Source organism: Vibrio sp. McD22-P3, assembly GCF_021568915.1.
Classification (GTDB): domain Bacteria; phylum Pseudomonadota; class Gammaproteobacteria; order Enterobacterales; family Vibrionaceae; genus Vibrio; species Vibrio mediterranei.
In genome coordinates this window covers 16,607-34,183 of the sequence record NZ_JAKGTN010000017.1, presented here as the reverse complement: position 1 = coordinate 34,183, position 17,577 = coordinate 16,607, and the positions used below count along the sequence as shown (strand labels likewise).

18 protein-coding genes and 1 pseudogene are annotated in these 17,577 nt (G+C 42.2%); 2 read left to right on the top strand and 17 right to left on the bottom strand.

Annotation, left to right across the window (positions count from 1 at the left end):
- Positions 1-7: 7 nt before the first annotated feature.
- The 8 genes from L2W36_RS19165 to L2W36_RS19135 all read right to left on the bottom strand — a co-directional run bounded on the left by L2W36_RS19165 (position 8) and on the right by L2W36_RS19135 (position 8,003).
- Positions 8-1,309 carry a TolC family outer membrane protein gene (locus L2W36_RS19165; RefSeq protein ID WP_062458227.1) on the bottom strand — a complete coding sequence of 434 codons (1,302 nt, stop codon included), beginning with the start codon at positions 1,307-1,309 and terminating at the stop codon, positions 8-10.
- Between the two features lie 8 nt (positions 1,310-1,317).
- The gene (locus L2W36_RS27535) at positions 1,318-1,584 is read right to left on the bottom strand and encodes a rhodanese-like domain-containing protein (RefSeq protein WP_370736767.1); all 267 of its coding nucleotides are present in this window, start codon (positions 1,582-1,584) and stop codon (positions 1,318-1,320) included.
- A gap of 74 nt (positions 1,585-1,658) precedes the next feature.
- Positions 1,659-1,847, bottom strand: coding sequence for a YgaP family membrane protein (locus tag L2W36_RS19160; protein WP_062458224.1), 189 nt, complete (start codon positions 1,845-1,847; stop codon positions 1,659-1,661).
- 62 nt (positions 1,848-1,909) lie between these two features.
- The gene (locus tag L2W36_RS19155) at positions 1,910-5,083 is read right to left on the bottom strand and encodes an efflux RND transporter permease subunit (RefSeq protein ID WP_062458221.1); all 3,174 of its coding nucleotides are present in this window, start codon (positions 5,081-5,083) and stop codon (positions 1,910-1,912) included.
- An 11-nt stretch (positions 5,084-5,094) separates the two neighbouring features.
- Positions 5,095-6,105, bottom strand: a complete 1,011-nt coding sequence (locus tag L2W36_RS19150; protein WP_062458218.1) for an efflux RND transporter periplasmic adaptor subunit — start codon at positions 6,103-6,105, stop codon at positions 5,095-5,097.
- A 428-nt stretch (positions 6,106-6,533) separates the two neighbouring features.
- Entirely contained in the window at positions 6,534-6,980 is a 447-nt protein-coding gene (locus L2W36_RS19145; protein ID WP_062458214.1) for a YeeE/YedE family protein, read from the bottom strand.
- An 11-nt stretch (positions 6,981-6,991) separates the two neighbouring features.
- Positions 6,992-7,408, bottom strand: a complete 417-nt coding sequence (locus L2W36_RS19140; RefSeq protein ID WP_062458211.1) for a YeeE/YedE family protein — start codon at positions 7,406-7,408, stop codon at positions 6,992-6,994.
- Positions 7,409-7,709: 301 nt separating this feature from the next.
- A complete protein-coding gene (locus L2W36_RS19135) occupies positions 7,710-8,003 on the bottom strand; it encodes an ArsR/SmtB family transcription factor (RefSeq protein WP_062458208.1) in 294 nt (97 codons plus the stop codon).
- 193 nt (positions 8,004-8,196) lie between these two features.
- On the opposite strand from L2W36_RS19135, the gene L2W36_RS19130 reads away from it, so the two are divergent.
- Positions 8,197-9,903, top strand: coding sequence for an FAD-dependent oxidoreductase (locus L2W36_RS19130; RefSeq protein WP_062458201.1), 1,707 nt, complete (start codon positions 8,197-8,199; stop codon positions 9,901-9,903).
- A gap of 523 nt (positions 9,904-10,426) precedes the next feature.
- On the opposite strand, the gene L2W36_RS19125 is transcribed toward L2W36_RS19130, so the two are convergent.
- The 7 genes from L2W36_RS19125 to L2W36_RS19095 form a co-directional block, all read right to left on the bottom strand.
- Positions 10,427-11,083 carry a DsbA family oxidoreductase gene (locus L2W36_RS19125; RefSeq protein ID WP_062458198.1) on the bottom strand — a complete coding sequence of 219 codons (657 nt, stop codon included), beginning with the start codon at positions 11,081-11,083 and terminating at the stop codon, positions 10,427-10,429.
- Between the two features lie 10 nt (positions 11,084-11,093).
- Positions 11,094-11,369, bottom strand: a complete 276-nt coding sequence (locus tag L2W36_RS19120) for a rhodanese-like domain-containing protein (protein ID WP_062458195.1) — start codon at positions 11,367-11,369, stop codon at positions 11,094-11,096.
- 437 nt (positions 11,370-11,806) lie between these two features.
- Entirely contained in the window at positions 11,807-12,031 is a 225-nt protein-coding gene (locus tag L2W36_RS19115) for a GNAT family N-acetyltransferase (RefSeq protein WP_305820486.1), read from the bottom strand.
- 866 nt (positions 12,032-12,897) lie between these two features.
- Complete coding sequence (locus tag L2W36_RS19110; protein ID WP_062458191.1) at positions 12,898-13,296, bottom strand: globin; 399 nt, start codon at positions 13,294-13,296, stop codon at positions 12,898-12,900.
- Positions 13,297-13,324: 28 nt separating this feature from the next.
- On the bottom strand, positions 13,325-13,606 hold the full coding sequence (locus tag L2W36_RS19105; protein WP_062458188.1) for a hypothetical protein: 282 nt from the start codon (positions 13,604-13,606) through the stop codon (positions 13,325-13,327).
- Positions 13,607-13,962: 356 nt separating this feature from the next.
- Positions 13,963-15,357: a DEAD/DEAH box helicase gene (locus L2W36_RS19100; protein ID WP_062458186.1), complete on the bottom strand. Its 1,395-nt coding sequence runs from the start codon at positions 15,355-15,357 to the stop codon at positions 13,963-13,965.
- Positions 15,351-15,896 (bottom strand): hypothetical protein, encoded by a 546-nt coding sequence (locus L2W36_RS19095; RefSeq protein ID WP_062458183.1) that lies wholly within the window; start codon positions 15,894-15,896, stop codon positions 15,351-15,353. Before L2W36_RS19095 ends, L2W36_RS19100 begins: the two co-directional genes overlap by 7 nt.
- A gap of 94 nt (positions 15,897-15,990) precedes the next feature.
- Here L2W36_RS19095 and L2W36_RS19090 point away from each other — a divergent pair, with 94 nt between their 5' ends.
- Positions 15,991-16,197, top strand: coding sequence for a helix-turn-helix domain-containing protein (locus L2W36_RS19090; protein ID WP_062458179.1), 207 nt, complete (start codon positions 15,991-15,993; stop codon positions 16,195-16,197).
- Positions 16,198-16,633: 436 nt separating this feature from the next.
- Here the strand turns inward: L2W36_RS19090 and L2W36_RS27450 are convergent.
- A pseudogene (locus L2W36_RS27450) lies at positions 16,634-17,014 on the bottom strand (recombinase family protein).
- Between the two features lie 38 nt (positions 17,015-17,052).
- Positions 17,053-17,517, bottom strand: coding sequence for a thioredoxin-dependent thiol peroxidase (gene bcp / locus L2W36_RS19085; protein WP_062458177.1), 465 nt, complete (start codon positions 17,515-17,517; stop codon positions 17,053-17,055).
- Positions 17,518-17,577 lie beyond the last annotated feature (60 nt).

The window sequence follows — 17,577 nt, the reverse complement described above, 5'->3', positions numbered from 1 at the left end:
TCATATGTTATTTTTCATTCAGACCCTGATTAATCGCAATAATGTCACCCTCATTCAGGTTCCCTAGAAGTTGGCTCAAATATAAACGTTCAAGAATGTAGTTGTACCGTGCGTCTGAGAGTTGTAGCTTCGCGTCAAACAAAAACCGAGTCGCTTCAAGTACATCAACAATTGTTCTAGTTCCAACTTCTAAACCTAACTGTTGTGTTGATAGCGCAAGCTCAGCCGATTTCATTGATTGTTCTTGAGCCTTTATGTTTTCTAAAGAAGCAATAATATCATTGTACTTGCCCCGAACATTGCTAGAGATGTCCCGGAAGTTGCGCTCTAACTCCTGAGACGCAGCTACGTACCTATGCTGAGCTTGCTTAACTTCGGAAGAAGTGCCACCACCACTGTATAATGGCACGACGAGGTTAAGCCCTCCGTATGTATCGTTACTTCCACCCTTCGAGTAGAATGAATCGTCTCTTTTCTCATTTGAATACTGATACCCAGCATTCAATGATAAGTGAGGCAGGTGTCCCGATTTAGCTAAGTCGATATCCTGCTTTGCGATTTCTTGTTGAATTTTGTTCTCTAGTACTACAAGGTTTTCCTGAAGTGCAAGCTCAACCAATGCCTCTACATCATCTGCAGGAAGAGAGGGGCTGAATGCATCAATATTCAGCTTGTCCAAGCGATCAAACTTAACATTGGTAATCTTTCTTAGCTCCTCATAAGAGTTCCTCACTAGATTACGTGCACTAACAAGGCTCGCATTAACTCTATCTAATTGTGCTTTGGCGTCCTGTAGGTCGGTTAAATCGGAAGTACCTACACGATAAGCCTCTTGTATTGTTGCAGTGTACTTTTCTATTAGTGCCTGTTCCGACTTTGCTAAAGAGAGCGTATCTTCTGCTCTTAGGGCATTGAAGTAGGCTTCAGCGGTTCGCAAAATGACAAACTGCTGAGTTTGAGCATACAAAACGTTGCCTTTTACCGCAGCTTTTTCAGATTGTTCTAGCACAATCCAACTTGCCGGATTGTATATCTCCTGCGATAGGCCAATCCCCGCTCTCCATTGCTCACTACTTAGAAGAGGTCGGTCGCTGTTGTAGTAATCATAGCCGGCACTAAGGTCAATTTGAGGAAGTAGCACACTTCTCGCACTGTTTATACTTTCCTGTGCTTCATCTGCAAAAGCCTTAGCTTGCAATAACTCTGGATCACTGTCTTTCGCCAAGTTATAAACGTCCAAGATACTCTCAGAGGCAGCCTTGAACGGCATGCTTAGCGTCAGTAATACTAAAAGAATGCTGTTTTTCATTTTACACCTCACAGTAGCTTTTCAAGCCTACCGATTGTTTTAGCGTTGTATACTCTTGTATATCCGTGGTTCAAGAGAAAATTGGAAGCTACTTTCGAACGCATTCCCGATGCACAGTAAACAATAATAGGTTTATTTCTATCTAGGTATTGCTTATGGCACGCCTCAATAGTATCTAATGGTATATTTATCGCATTATTTAAATGACTGCGGTTAAATTCCGGCTGTGTTCTCACATCAACAATATATGCGCCTTCTTGTAGGGCATTCTTTATTTCTAGAGATTCATCTTTGAACCCGAATATATTTTTTAATAATTGAAATATATCTACCTCAACTCCTGCTCTTATTACTCTTTAAAGCCGAGTTTTAATAATATCTTTCGTGGCGGGCAAAACCCTGTGAAGCCACTTTGTATTAGGTTTGCACCAATAAAAACAGTAAACCAAACAAAGTGCTTACTGACATAAATAGTCAATATTAGTGATATTAATACCATTACCCCTGCGAGGATTCGGATTCCATTTTCGACTTTCATGATAGGCTCCTGTTACATTCGAGTATATTTTTTGCCCACTCGCTAAGAGTGGGCGTTAATGATTATGCGTTATGTGAAACGATACCTTTCTTTAGTGCCACGTAGTACAAGATCGGAATAACAAGTAACGTCAGTACAGTTGATACGAAAATACCAAAAATAAGGCTGATAGCTAGCCCGCTAAATATTGGGTCATCAAGAATAAAGACTGCACCAATCATTGCTGCTAATGCCGTTAGCATTATAGGCTTAGCTCGAACTATAGCGGCGTCGATTACAGCTTGTGATAGCTCCATACCTTCTGAGATCTGATGGTTTATAAAATCGACCAGCAGTATTGAGTTCCTAACAATAATCCCTGCTAACGCAATCATTCCTATCATTGACGTCGCAGTAAACTGCGCCCCGAGTAGAGCGTGTCCAGGCATAACGCCAATAATTGTCAAAGGTATTGGTGCCATAATAATAAGTGGAACCAAATAGGACTTAAACTGAGCTACAACAAGCAGATAAATCAGAACCATTCCTACCGCGTACGCAATTCCCATATCTCGGAAAGTCTCATACGTGATTGTCCACTCTCCATCCCAGAATATTTCTACATTCTCTAGACCCGAAGGCTGGTTTACATAGTACTGTTCAACATCCATCCCCTGTTCAGCCATATTGGATGAAATGTCATACATACCATAAAGTGGACTATCTAACTCCCCAGTCATATCGCCAACGACCATAATCATTGGAACTAGGTTTTTATGGACAATGTAGTTCTCCATCGGCTCAATATTTACTTTAACTAGGTCGGCCAATAAATAACTTTGACCGCTTAGCGATTGAACCTTCATATTCAATACCTGCTCTAGTCTCACTTTTGATGACTCTTGCGCTTGAACCTGAATAGGTATTGGGTATTTACTCTGTTCACTATGTAAATAACTGATTGGTTTTCCACCGACCGCCGTTGCCATAGTATCTACAATGTTGGAGTATGCTACACCTAGCCTCGCAGCCTTGCTTCGGTCAATGACAACCTGCCACTTTTGATAACTCTCAGGGAGGTAAAAGTCGATATCTACAATATCGTCGGTGCCTCTAAATATCTCTCTAAGTTGAAGAGCAGCGTGCTCTCTAACTTCCTGTGTCGGACCGTAGACTTCAGCTAGTATTGGAGACCATACAGGCGGGCCTGGTGGGACTTCTACAACTTTAACTTTTCCACCATACTGACTAGCAATGTCGTTTAATTTAGATCGAACATCAGAAGCAATTTCATGGCTCGAACGTGTGCGATCACCTTTATCAACAAGATTGACTTGTATATCGCCCTGATGGGCCCCTTGACGTAAAAAGTAATGCCTAACCAAGCCATTAAAGTTAATTGGTGCCGCCGTTCCAGCATAGATCTGGAAGTTATCCACCTCTTCTATCGCTCTCACTTCATCAGCAAGCTCGAATAGTACTCGTTGCGTTCTTTCAAGCGAGTTGCCCTCAGGCATATCAAGGATCACCTGAAACTCAGACTTGTTGTCGAAGGGCAGCATTTTCATTACAACAGCTTGGTGCATCGGCATCCACATTGAAGCAGCAATAGCAACAATGATAGCGACACCCAATAGAAGTCGGTTTCTTTTCTGTGCTCGAGCCGTGACAAATGGAGACATCACACGATGGAAGAAAGCAGCTTGTTTACTGTTCGTCTGCTCTTCTCCATGACCATCATTCTTCAAAAGAAGCCGTGAGAGCCAAGGTGTTAGGACAAACGCAATTATGAGCGAGATGATCATACCCAACGATGCGTTAATTGGAATAGGACTCATATACGGTCCCATCAAACCTGATACAAACGCCATTGGCAGCAGTGCCGCAATCACTGTCAAAGTTGCCAGAATAGTTGGGCCACCGACCTCATCCACGGCGCCAGGTATTAAGTCTACAAGTTTCTGTTTACCCTTCATCATGTGGCGATGTATGTTTTCAACCACAACGATGGCATCGTCGACCAGTATACCAATTGAGAAAATTAGCGCGAAAAGAGAAACTCGATTGAGTGTGAACCCCCATGCCCACGATGCAAACAGTGTCAGCAATAGCGTTATGATGACTGCAATACCAACGACTACAGCTTCACGCCCCCCCATTGTCAGTAGAACAAGAAGGACGACAGCACCCGTGGCAAAGGCGAGCTTCCCGATCAGCGTGTTGGCTTTGTTTGCCGCTGTTTTACCGTAGTCTCTTGTGATCTCCACATCCACGTTACTCGGGATGAGTGTGCTTTTTAACTCTTCAACTCTATTCTCAACATTCTTCGCGACATCTACCGCGTTTTCTCCACTTTTTTTAGCGATAGCGATAGTGACCGCAGGGTTTATTTGTGTTTTATCTCCTGTCCAAACCATTTGCGTAGGCGTGTCTGTGCCAAGCTCTATTTCTGCAATATCTGCCAAGTAAACGGGCTTACCGTCATACACACCCACTACGAGTTGCTTAACTTCGTCAATGCTAGTCAGAAACTCACCAATTTGGAGAGGCAACGTTTGATTGTCATGCGTCAACGTAAGCAATGGAGACGTAGAGTTGGCATCTGGCAACATTTGATTAAGGGCATCGATAGTAACCCCAAAACCCGCCATTTTAGCTGGGTCTAATCTCACATCGACGATAGTTGGATGTCGACCTACTGTGTATATATCTCTCGTGCCTTTTATACGCTTCAACTCGGTCTCTAGGCCGCTGGCGACTTGAGTTAACTCTGCTGTAGTGACGCTCTGCGATTGGGAAGAAAGCGTAATGTTGACAATTGGCACATCTTCAATGCCTTTTGGCTTGATCAATGGCTCGCCTACACCCATGTTTGGTGGCATCCAATCACGATTGGAATATAATTTGTTGTAGATCTTAACAACAGCTTCATTGCGTGGTATGCCCACATCAAATATCGCTACAACAAGTGCCCCACCTGGTTGAGAAAATGAGTAAAGTTTATCTATCCCATTTATTTCCGATATGATTTGCTCCGCTGGGTTAGTCACCAAGCTTTCTACTTCTCGGGGAGTTGCTCCAGGAAAAGGAATAAACACATCTGCAAAGGTAACATCAATCTGAGGCTCTTCTTCTTTTGGGGTAACCACAATTGCCATTAACCCCAAAAGCAATGCGACTAAAGCAAGAAGAGGAGTCATCGCTGAGGCTTGAAACGCTGCAGCTATTTTCCCCGAGATGCCAAGTTTGTTATTCATTTAGGCGCCCTCTAGTTCTTATCACGAAGATATTTGACGACGTCTGATACTATCTCATCGCCATTTTCTAACCCACTGAGTACTTCGACCTCTTTGCCGTTGTCATACCCTGCACGAATAGGATTCATTGATACTTCAGAGCCATTAACTCGATAGACAACACTTAATTCCCCTCGTTTAATAACGGCGGTACTTGGGATCAACATGGCATCTTTTTCACCATACGCAAAAGCAACTTTTACCCACTCTCCTGGGTAGATGCTCTTTGGTTCCTCTAATAACTCTAAACGAAGTTGGAAAGCTCTAGACTGTGGGTGGGCATAATTGAAAAGTTTTGCTTCGTACGGCTCTAACTCAATACCATTAATGGTTCTAATACTAAATTGTTCTGGCCCCTCTACTTTGTCTCTATAGCGTTGAGGTAGTTCAGTAACCACGCGCAAAGGAGACAAAGAAAAGCCAGTAATAAGTTGACTACCAGGTGCTACCGTTTCCCCCAACTCAACATAGCGTTTTGTTACGACTCCAGTGTACGGTGCTTTGATGCTTGTATACCCAAGAGACTCTTTGGCCTGTTTTACAGCGGCTTCTGCAGCTCGAACTGCTGACGTTGCAGATCGAGTCTCAGCTTCGGCGTTATCGAGGCGTTCTTTGGAGATCGCTCCCTTTGGATAGAGCTCTCTATATCTGTTCACTTGAGCTGTGCTACGGAAAAGCTCCGATTTAGCGCTGCTTAACTGTGCAATTGCAGCGTCTAATGAAGCGGACTGTTGCTCAGCACTTATTTCAAGCAACACGTCCCCTTGAGTGACAACATCGTTAACATCAACATTAACAGCGATAACTCTGCCTGATGTTTGCGCCGCCAACGTACCTTGATTCACCGCTTCAACGGTACCGTCCAGCACTACTGTTGAGTTGGTTGGCTTGGTTGCGACTGATACCGTGTTCAGAGACGGAGAGGCTATACCACTACTTGCGTATAAACTAAAAGCGACTACGCTTAACATTCTGACCTTCATTGATGACCTCTTTCTTACTTTAGCATTGCCTAATGTACGTAACTATAATACACAACATTAGCAATGTCTAATTTAAAGTTAGTTCAGCTATAGAACGAAGGTGACTCACAGTAATAGATTGATAGTTATAATTTTTTGAACCAGTGTTTTTATATGACTGCAGGCTTAGAGTGTTAGCTTGATAAATTTTATGTAGGTCTGACAAAGGGAAACGCGTGTTTATCACTAGAGGAATGAATAAGTTCAGGGTATAGCGGGAGCGTTAATCTAGGGTCAAAGTAGACGTTGAGCTGTTGAAGTTAAATCGATGTATAGCGTGATTAGAAGCAATCAAACTAACAAAATGAGCGGACACAGTTTCACCTTATACCAGCGGTGGATATAGTGAATGTTCCCCCCGACACTACACAGTATCGGGGGGAAGATGATTAAAGTCCTTTTACGGCGTTTTGACGTGTGGATTTTCTGCTCAAAGTAAAAGATCCTAGTTGCATACCTGCCAACATTGCTACTACGAAATATACAATGCCGGCACTACCGTTAGCGATAGATGCCACTGCCGGCCCAGGACAAATACCAGCGATGCCCCAACCAATACCGAACAAGATAGCACCTGTGATCAGCTGGCCATCGATTTTTCTGTTATCGGACAGGCAAAATTTATCTGTACAAACTGGCTGCTTACTTTTTCTTGATACAAGGAAATAGGTTGGAGTAAATACTAATAAAGCTCCCCCCATTACGAATGCTAGGTTTGGAGACCAAGCCCCATGAATATCCAAAAATGCAATTACGTTTGCTGGTTCACTCATACCTGAAAGGATCATGCCGACACCAAACAGAAAGCCACTTACAATTGAAATAAAACGATACATAACAGACTCTCTTATAAAACGTGTAGCATTACATATGCAGTGATCATAGCACTACCCATGAACGTCATAGTGGCAACAATCGAGCGCTTTGATAGCCTACCCATACCGCATATACCGTGTCCACTCGTACAACCATTTCCGATTTTAGTGCCGATACCCACTAATAGGCCTGCAATAACGATCAAATAATCCGGAACAACCATTTCAGCGATAGGTGCATTTAAGACTTTTGCGCTCAAAACGCCACCCGCAATCATTCCTATGACAAACAGCAACCTCCAGTTCTTGTCGATGGTTTTTGGTTCAAATAGTCTGCCAACTATCCCACTTATGCCAGCAATCTTGCCATTGAAGTGCAAGAGTAAAATTGCGGACAGTCCAAGCAACATACCACCAAACAATGACGCCCAAGGAATAACAAGTTCCATAGTAACCTCTACTAAAAATTAAACCAAAATCTCTTTAAGCAATAAAACTTCGTAAATTCAATTGATTAAAGGTATTTGTCTTAAAAGAGGTATCGAACAAATCAGGCACTTTACTTAAGGCTTTGCTAATATACACCATTTTTATCACTCGTGTATATCTAATTGACACTAATATTGCGTTAAGTCAATCGAACGTTAACTATGCGACAGTGGCGGAAGCGATGTGATGGGATGGGATGGATAAGCTTTTTGGGGGCTTAAAAGATGCAAGTCCTTCTGAAAATCAGCATATTCACAGTATCTACTCAGAGTAGATACTGTGAATATGCTTTACTAAATCAATAATTCTTTTGTCTTTCAGAGAGTAATAGACGTGTTGCGACTCTTTTCTAATAGTAACAAGGCGAGCTCTTCGTAAAACTGATAAGTGTTGAGAAAAAGCAGATTGACTTAAATTAGAGCTACTCTGCAATTGACCCACACCAACTTCGCCCTCAGATAACTGACACAGTACGAACAATCTCTCCGGATGGGACATCACCTTTAAAACCTCAGACACGTCAGAGGCACGTTCTTTCATCTGTTTAAAATCCATACTACTTACACCTATTTGTACTATGTAGGAAGTATCTACCCAAAACGCTACATTAGTCAATACTTATTTAAGTAATAGTTAATTTAGATCATCTTACATTAGACATCGCTTATTTTGGTGGTATAGTGTAATGAGTACCTTGGTTAAGAGCGTGAAAGCGATCTTAAGCAAATAAAACAAATGAGGACTTATTATGAAGAAGAAGATAGTGATCATCGGTGGTGTTGCCGGTGGTGCATCAGCCGCAGCAAGAGCGCGTCGTTTGAGCGAAGATGCGGAAATAGTGATGTTTGAGAGAGGGCCGTTTGTTTCTTTCGCTAACTGTGGTCTGCCTTATCACATAGGTGGCGATATCCAAGACCGCTCTAAATTGCTTCTTCAAACACCAGAAAGCTTTTTAGCTCGTTTCAACGTTGATGTTCGAGTGATGAACGAGGTTGTTTCAATTGATAGACAAAGCAAGAAGGTTTTAGTAAAAAACCTTCTAGATAACACGGAATACTCAGAGAGTTATGACTCGCTAGTATTGAGTCCAGGCGCAGCGCCTTTCGTTCCTAATATCGAAGGAATCGACAATCCACTCACACATACACTTCGAAACATTCCTGATATGGACAAAATTATTCAGTCCATTCAATTGAACAAACCAAATCACGCTACTGTAGTTGGTGGCGGGTTTATTGGCCTTGAAGTGATGGAAGCCTTTGAGCAGCTTGGTATCAAAACTTCACTTATTGAAATGGCTGATCAAGTAATGACACCTGTTGATCGAGAAATGGCTGGTTTCGTTCATTCGGAAATCAAAGCCAAAGGTATCGACCTACGCTTGAATACCGCATTGGAGTCTATCTCGTTTGAACAAAACTGCACTGTAGCCAGCAAAGATGCTGGTCAATCCACAGAGAATCAGCATCTGCAAGGCAAGCTTACCTTATCACTCAGTAACGGTGACAAGCTTGACACAGACCTCTTGGTAATGGCAATTGGTGTTAGACCAGAAACTAGGTTGGCTGTTGAGGCTGGACTACAGCTAGGTGAGCTTGGCGGCATATACACAAATGAAAAAATGCAGACAAGTGACCCTGATATATACGCTGTGGGGGATGCAATTGAAGACAAGGACTTTGTAACTGGAAAACCTGGTCTTGTTCCACTCGCTGGTCCAGCAAACCGTCAAGGCCGAATGGCTGCTGACAATATCTTTGGACGCAGTGAAAGCTATCAAGGCACTCAAGGAACCGCAATATGTAAAGTATTTGACCTCGCCGTTGCGTCCGTTGGCAAAAATGAGAAAACTCTCATTAGAGAGAACATGGATTTTGAAAAGGTATACGTACACGCTGCCAGTCATGCAAGTTACTACCCTGGCTCAGAAGTTGTTTCTCTTAAACTATTGTTTAATAAAAAGACTGGCAAAATTTTGGGCGCTCAAGCTGTCGGCAAGGATGGTGTTGATAAGCGAATCGACGTACTTGCCGTGGCTCAAAGGGCTGGGATGACTGTAGAGCAATTACAACACCTAGAGCTCACCTATGCTCCACCATATGGGAGTGCCAAGGATGTAATCAACCAGGCAGCATTTGTTGCTAATAACATCGTAGTGGGTGATGTGGTTCCTGCACATTACGCGGACGTTAATAATTTGACTGAAGATCAGGTTTTACTGGATGTCCGTAACCCTGGTGAGCTTGAAAACGTTGGTTATTTAGAGGGCGCAATCAATATACCAGTTGATCAGCTAAGAGGTCGATTGAGTGAGTTACCAAAAGACAAAGAAATCATTGTTTACTGCCAGGTAGGATTGAGAGGCAATGTAGCTTACCGTCAACTAATCAACAATGGCTTTAAAGCTAAAAACTTGATCGGTGGATACCGCACCTATAAGTTTGCTGACGCTTAATCTATACAATAATTCGGGAGTTGCAGTGTGGAAGGCATAGGGGCGCCCATCCGCACTGCTTTTTTAACTAGGCAACCCACAGATAATAGTGTGGGATGATATTCCACTAAATCAACTTCTACAACGTAGTTTTATTTGTTACATCTCAATAACATCTATTCGATTGTACTCTCTCAATTTCAATATATTAATATTAAAGAGTTGTCTTTTGCAAAGCTCTTCAGTACTTGAGCTCCTCACTCCAAATCAACCGTAAGCTCCTATCTGAATCATATTCTTTTAGCTCATGCTTCAGGTAAATTGAGTAGCTTGTTTTTTCGTTTGAACATTAGGTGATACTTAGGAAGAATAAAAGTTATGCTTCCTCAACTTCGACTAGTTTGATCTCGACCATGGAGGGAAGATAGTTTTTTGGATGAGTTGGTTGACTAAGTTATGAAATGCCTAAAAAACCCAGTTACCGCGTTCAATAGATTGTGGTAACTGGTGAGATACTTGGTATTTTAATGGTTTACTCTTCAATTCAACACCAGCTGACTCCGTGTTTGCTCGCTGGCTGAGCTAGCTCACGGATGTTTGCATTGATAACATGGAAACTAACATTGCCGAACAGTACCTGACGCCCGCCATCCAATATGTACGTTGGACTACCTTTAATCTGGTGGTTCTCTCTAAATAATTGGTCAGACCAAAGTGCGGCATAAGCCTCTCCATTCTCAATGAACTTATCCAGCGATGAAACTGAAATACTCTGACTCTCAAGTATGTCATGAAGAACCTTCGTATCGCTAACATCTCGACCACTCGAAAAGAAAGCATCTCTAATTGTACTTGCCAAAGACTGTACATTGCTATCGCTAGCCCCTGACATAGCGAAGGCTTTAAGGTACAAATGTGCAGGCATAGAGGAGGTTGGTCTTGTTGTAGTCCAGACATTTTTATGCAGTTGTAGCTCTGGGAAGTTAGTGACAACATCGACCGTGTGAGCAGCAAAGCCTTCAAACCCCCCTCTATCTTTCCAGCCGTCTGCTATTCTCGAACCAGTATCTCCGAACAAATTAATAAATCGAGGCTTAATTTGAATTTCATCCCCCCAATGGTTCTTCAACTCTTTATTCCGATGCTCAGCAACCCAAGCCCATACACATAAAACGTCAGTTACATAATCTATTTTTACCATTGTGATAATCCTAGTATTGAGGGTGAGTTACTGTAATGTTTCGAGCATTTTGAAGTGTACCTACATTTACAACTTCAGCATAGCCAAAGGATTTTAAGTACTGCTCCGCTTGACTTGCTCTCATCCCTGAAGCGCAGTACACGAGAACTGGCGTGCTCGTGTCCAAGTTACTATTTGCAAGGCGGTGAATTTCCTGTAGAGGCACATTATAAGAACCCTCAATGCTATCCCTAGTAAACTCTTCAATAGAGCGTACATCGATCAAATTGTAGTTTGCTTTTTTCATAAGTACCTCTGAATATCTTTATTTAGCATTTGCTAATGTAGCTTATGCTTTAATATAAGTCAATCCTCCGTGACTGTATAGATCTATTACATATAATGAATGCTTGCTAGATAAGGGTTATCATTGCCATGAGTTATGACTGTGTTAGATAGTTGCTATCTTGAATAACACTAAACCTCAAACTTAGATGTCAACACCAAATCTTTATTTATAAGGGCTGGCTACCATATAGTAGTTCCCGAACTGTTTTTCTAAAGCGTAAACACTACTTGGATTTGAAAGCTCGATATAATCAATTGGCGCAAGTACATGCAGCTTTGTAGCTGTAACACATTATTGAGGGCTTTCTTGTCAGACATCATAGAGCTCTTTCAAAGGTACCACCTTCTTCTCGCCAGATATTAGGAAAAAGTACCTTGAAGGCTTAAATGTTTGTATTACCGTTTTTCCATGAGTAAAAGACCCCAAACCTCACCGTCGAAAGAGTGAGAGCCATTTTCACGCGATGTCACGGTAAAACCCATAGACTCATAGCAGTTTCTCGCAACTAAGTTTTGTTCAAATACGGCCAATGATAGTAAGCTGGCGTTGTATTTTTCTTTTGCCAACTCGACTAACTGACCAAGCATGAGCTTTGAAACAGCGCAATTACATCTAGCCAATCTCTATTCATGTTACACATGTTGCCAGTGAAGGGTTTTAACGATGTAACAAAAGTAAGACTTAAATTCATTATTTCTCCACCCATATAACACCAACAAAGTTATCTTTGTTACTGACTCTCGGCTAACAAACTGCTTCTGTATCTTTGGCTAAAACTAATTTGGCAAAGTATCTTTCGTTTAGTTGCTCCGACTCGCCCTTCTGCGGAAGAGTATAGTGCGCTGCTTGGACTCAAGGCCTGCAACGGCGCCAGTGTTGGCTGGTGATATTATGTAACAGATAAGCTTCAGCTTTCCTTAACCCCTTTTGTCGGCTTAATCCAGACATCACTCCCGAATTCGATACTAAGAACTTGTGGGAGCTCAACGCTCAATTGACAGGAGACTACTATCGCTGGAACTTCACCTATCGGAATACCTTCAAACAATAGTCGGTAGGAAAGGTGTGTGAGTTTGATGCTCTAAAAACGACGTTTGAGTTTCAAAGGTTGGAAGGGATACGCGTGGACTGGTACGGACAAGTTGAGCCTCGCCAAGTTCCGCTCACGCCATACATCGCTCACAGACAATCGTATCAAGAAAATGAATGTTCCAATTCCAAAGCCGCTGTTGATGTGAAATATGATTTGTTAAGTAAACCTGTCCGTCAATGTTGAGTACCAGTAATAGCAAGGGCTCAATAGTGGTTTTGGCTTACTAATAAGCTCTCTAAGCAACATTGATAGTGTTCAGCTTGTTACCGTGATGGCGAGTTTATCTTTTTAGTATTAGTTAGAGAATGCTAAAGGCTCATCTGTAAAGTCGCGCCCTCGAACAAAGCGCATTATTAAAGTGATGCTTTGTACAAGCACAAAATGAAGCGAGTCTTAGCACGCTTTTTCCTTCATTATCTCAATGCCTAAATTCAGCACATTACGCCAGGCGAGTTCGATGCTTTCATCATACAATGGGTCATGTATTTCCACGGTTGCTAAAAGGCTATCGACCCACATGTCGAGCTCATTTTCAGAAATATCCAACCTCATCTCTTTGTGCTTTGTGGCCAATTTTCTGATGGCTTCACGTATGGAAGTGGTTGTGGACGTATTCTGTATCAGAACCAAAGACGCTTTGAGCATACGTGCTTGTTTCTCTACGTCGACCCCATCAAAACGTTCTAAGAAACGTGGGTTTGCATCACAAAAGATAGTCAAAAAGTCGGTCATAAATTCGGTACCGATACGACACCGTTGATAACTGTCAAGAAAGGCCTCATTGTTGTTCATGTACTCCCTGTCAACCGATGAAGATAGATTAGCGATAATTCAAAAGGCATTTTTCTTTGCGACAAGTAACCATGTAGTATACATGATCACCTTGGTGCTCTTTGACTTCAAAGTAGATGGTGGATTTGTTTAGCCCATCTTTGAAGGCAAAGACAAACTCTGCATCATCAATGCTCAATCCCTCTTTCTCAAGATGGTCAGCCATTGAAAGTTTTGCTTGCTCAATTACCCTCTCATCCTTCAAGGGTATAAGTGCTGCCTGTGCGAAGGTGGAGGCAAAGACAAAAATAAGAACAGACAATAATTTCATTCCGACTCCTGTAATTAAGCGATCTCTCGTTTCATAATAGTAGTATTCACTCAACCAAAATTACATCATATAGCGTTCAGTTTAGCCCAAATAATTTAGTTTTCATTGGACTAAACTCGTATGAATTGAACGCCCAACGCTTTTGAAATTGGGACAAAATGATTGACTGGTGATTTACGCGTCAAAGTGAGAGTATGAGGTGCAAACAATGCTCATGGGACTTCAGGCGCCTTTTTCTATCGAGAATGCGTCATGACGAGAAACCCAGATCTCTAGTGCCGAACAATAGAAGCGTAATAACTGTAACTCGACGAATTAGAGGTTCTTTGGTTGCCTCGAGCTAGATGTGATGATGTTTAGTACAGTGATTTAATATTTCGGAAGGCCTCAATAACTCTTTGATTGAACTCATCAAGATGAACATGTTGAGATGAGCCGATGTCCTCACTTGCTAAGTCCATCTCTGCTTTATCCGATGATTCCCATGACAATAATCCACCAACTGTTGTATCTTCGTCTTTAGTCGCAGATTGCAAGGATCTTTCTCTCAGTTTGTTTAGTTCGTGATGGCTAGAAACTGATTTGCTGATGAAAGTGCAGCTTTCAGGGATATCAATTTCAACTTGCTCGGCGAATTGAAGCAGTTTTGCCTCAGCAAAGGTATACAGCCACGCTTCTTGATTCATGTCTTTGGTGGTTCGCAATATCCGCCCAAGTACCTGACGGAAGTATAGCTCTGTCTTGATGTTTGAAAGGTAACAACAAACCTGTAGCCGGGGTATATCGGTTCCTTCACTGATCATGCCTACACTAATGATCCAACTGCACGCACTGTCTCTGAAGCGCTGAATAGTCGACTGTGCGTCTTGTGTTTTATAGGTCACAATGGTTGCAGATTGATTGAAGCGTGTTGATAGTATTTGAGCTATTTGCTTTGCATGTTTTATTGAAGAAGCAACAATTAAGCCACCGGCACACTCGTTTGTTCTTCTGATGCGATTTAGCTGATTTGTCCCTTCTTCAAGAATATAACTGAGGGCATCAATGTTTTTGATTACAGCTGAATAACGAACGTGACCGCTAGATACAAGTTCGTTGATCGAACCAAAGACCTCGCTACCGTTCGAGTCAGAGAATACAGTTTTATTACAATCAATCAATGCAACGTTTGGGCGTCGACATACTCTGTCTTGCACAGCCTGTGAAAGAGGGTACTGGTAATCACATAATATTTTTCCTTCTGGATCAGAATATGTAGCGAGAGTGACGGGAGTCCGATTAGAACGCCAAGGAGTGCCAGTGAGTGCAAGTGTATAGGTGGCCGCCTTTTGGACTATCGCCAGCGTGTGGTAGCCCCAAGAGTTGTAATTGTCGTCGTTGTCGCCACCACAATGATGAATTTCGTCGAAGACACAAAGCACTCTATAGTTTGCTAGTGTATCCCAAAATGCTTGACTCACTGACCTAAGTGATTGATAAGTTATTGATATGCCCTTATCACCAATTTGGCCTTTAAACTTACATGCTAGGTGCCTAGAGAATGTTCCCTCAATACTCGTTGCAACGACTTTTGAAGGCGAAAAACATACTACGAAGTCAATCATTTTCTCATCAAACAGTTTCTTAGTGAGGCTTGCAGCCATAATCGTCTTGCCAGCACCAGGTGTAGCTTGTGCCAGAAAATGAAAAGCACCATTATTGTACTTTTCATAAGCGAGTTGAACACACTCATGTTGCCATACTCTTAACATGACACTAGCTCAATTTGACTTAATCGGTTAAGAGCTTCTGACCACACGTTCAGTTTTGCTACAAGCAATGCCGCCTTATTTGTTGCATTTGAGTGCGGTTCATCTAGCAGTCTACGAAGCTCCCTTGAGCGTTTCATAAGCGTTTTATACTCTTTGATCTCCTCTAGTGTGATTGTGAGCTCTGCCTCTATATCAGACTTTTCTCGTTGTAGGGTTGTGTACATTGGTGTCGATTTTAAGCTAGCGTTGGCTACCCTCGAGCTTCGTGCCCGCTTGTCCTTAAGTTCAAACTTTGTCTCATGAAAAGCACTGGTTTTTGAGTAAACCTTGTTGTGCTTTGAACCTCGACTTACTGCAAGTCCCGCCTTTTCGAGCTTATCTAATTGCCTTGCGACAAATTGACGAGCGTTAGAGACACTGCCATAGGCATCAGAAACACTTTGTATGTGTTTACGTATCTCCGACACGCAAAAGTTACTTATCGTAGGGTGAGTAATGGCTTCATATACATCACGATTAATTTGATAGGTTTTGGTCATAAGAGCACCGTCAAAACAGAAACGATGCGGATTATAGTCCGTGGATATATTTGCATCAAGAGTGGATAGTCTTTGATTTTGAGAGCTACATAAAATGAAAGACTTAGCGAAGCAGTTTGGTGACAATCTACGTAAAAAGCGTTTGAGTAAATCCATTGCACAGGAAAAACTGGCATTGATGGCGCAGATAGATCGAAGTTACATTGGTCGAGTCGAACGTGGTGAAGTCAACATTACTCTCGAGAAAGCTTATACGTTGGCGTCAGTGCTGGAGTGCGATGTTAGAGAACTATTGCCATAAAGTCAGCTAATTACCGTCGCATAGATAAGGCCAAGCCCCCACAGGCTAACGCGCAAACTAACAAAAATGAAGTAGTAGCTTAACCTGTTAATATAAATCCTACTCCGAATACCAAACATGTTTGTTGTACATGTTAGCGATGATTTGGACAGAAACGCGACACATCCTTTCGTTTCTAACATGCTTCATCTAGCGGTTATTCTCATGATCGTGAGGATCTCCTGCCGCGAGTAAATAACTCAAAACATTCGACCAAGTCGCGTAAACCGGCTTTGCAACGCATTGAATGAGATTCTCTTTTTCAATGGAATGACGATAATTTTGTGGAAGACTTGGAGTTCGTAATGGAGCAAAAGCGAGTCTTAAAAAAGGAGGGAGGTAAGTTAGGTTATTCAAAGAACATATCAGCCTGAAACTGAACCTTCTTGTTATGCACTCACCTGGCTTCCGACCAAGAGTAGAATCTACTTCCAGAGATCGAGATACTGCGCTCTTTCAGTTGTATAAGGATTTCTGCCTTGGAGGTGTTTTAATCAATGAGGGTCAATATATAAGCTGTGTGCTCATCGAGTTTGGATTTCACCTTCTGGCCCTTCTGGCGACACAGACGAGTTATATCCGATACAATGACGCTTTGTTGAGAGTTGATGAGGGAAGATAACTTCCGCTCACTAAGTTCTGTCTTGGTGGCAGGCACATGTTCTTAGATCCAATCTGATATTTGTATGCCATGTTTAACGGCGTACGCCGTGATAGTTTCTCTTTGAGATTCGCCATCGGCTCTTTGTGAATCTGATACTCGAATGTAGCCAATCATGCCTGCCCCAAGGTGAAGAGTTAATTGTTCATGGACGGTTATTTGTTGTTTAGGTAGTCCAATACAACTTCATGGTGATCTTTGGTCTTAAACTTGTTAAACACATGCTCAAGTTTGCCAGACTCATCAATCAGGAAGCTTGTTCTTATAACGCCCATATTTTCACGGCCCATGAACTTCTTGAGTTGCCAAACACCGTATTTCTCACAAACTTCGTGTTCTTCATCAGCTAGTAGAGTGAAGTTCAGTTCTTGCTTGTTGATAAAGTTCGTCAGTTTTTTGGGAGTGTCTGGGCTGACACCAAGAACCACAACATTGTGGGCATCTAGTTCAGCTTTTGTATCACGTAGCCCCTGAGCCTGAACCGTGCAGCCTGGCGTTGAGGCTCGTGGATAGAAGTAGAGCAGCACCTTTTTTCCTTGAAGCTCTGATAGTGTCACTGGGTTGCTGTCTTGGTCATTAAGCGTAAAATTTGGTGCAGTTTGTCCGGCTTCAATTGCCATTGTCTTGTCCTTACTTTCTTTATTTGAACTATTTGCGGATAGGTGTGGTGAGCTACATCC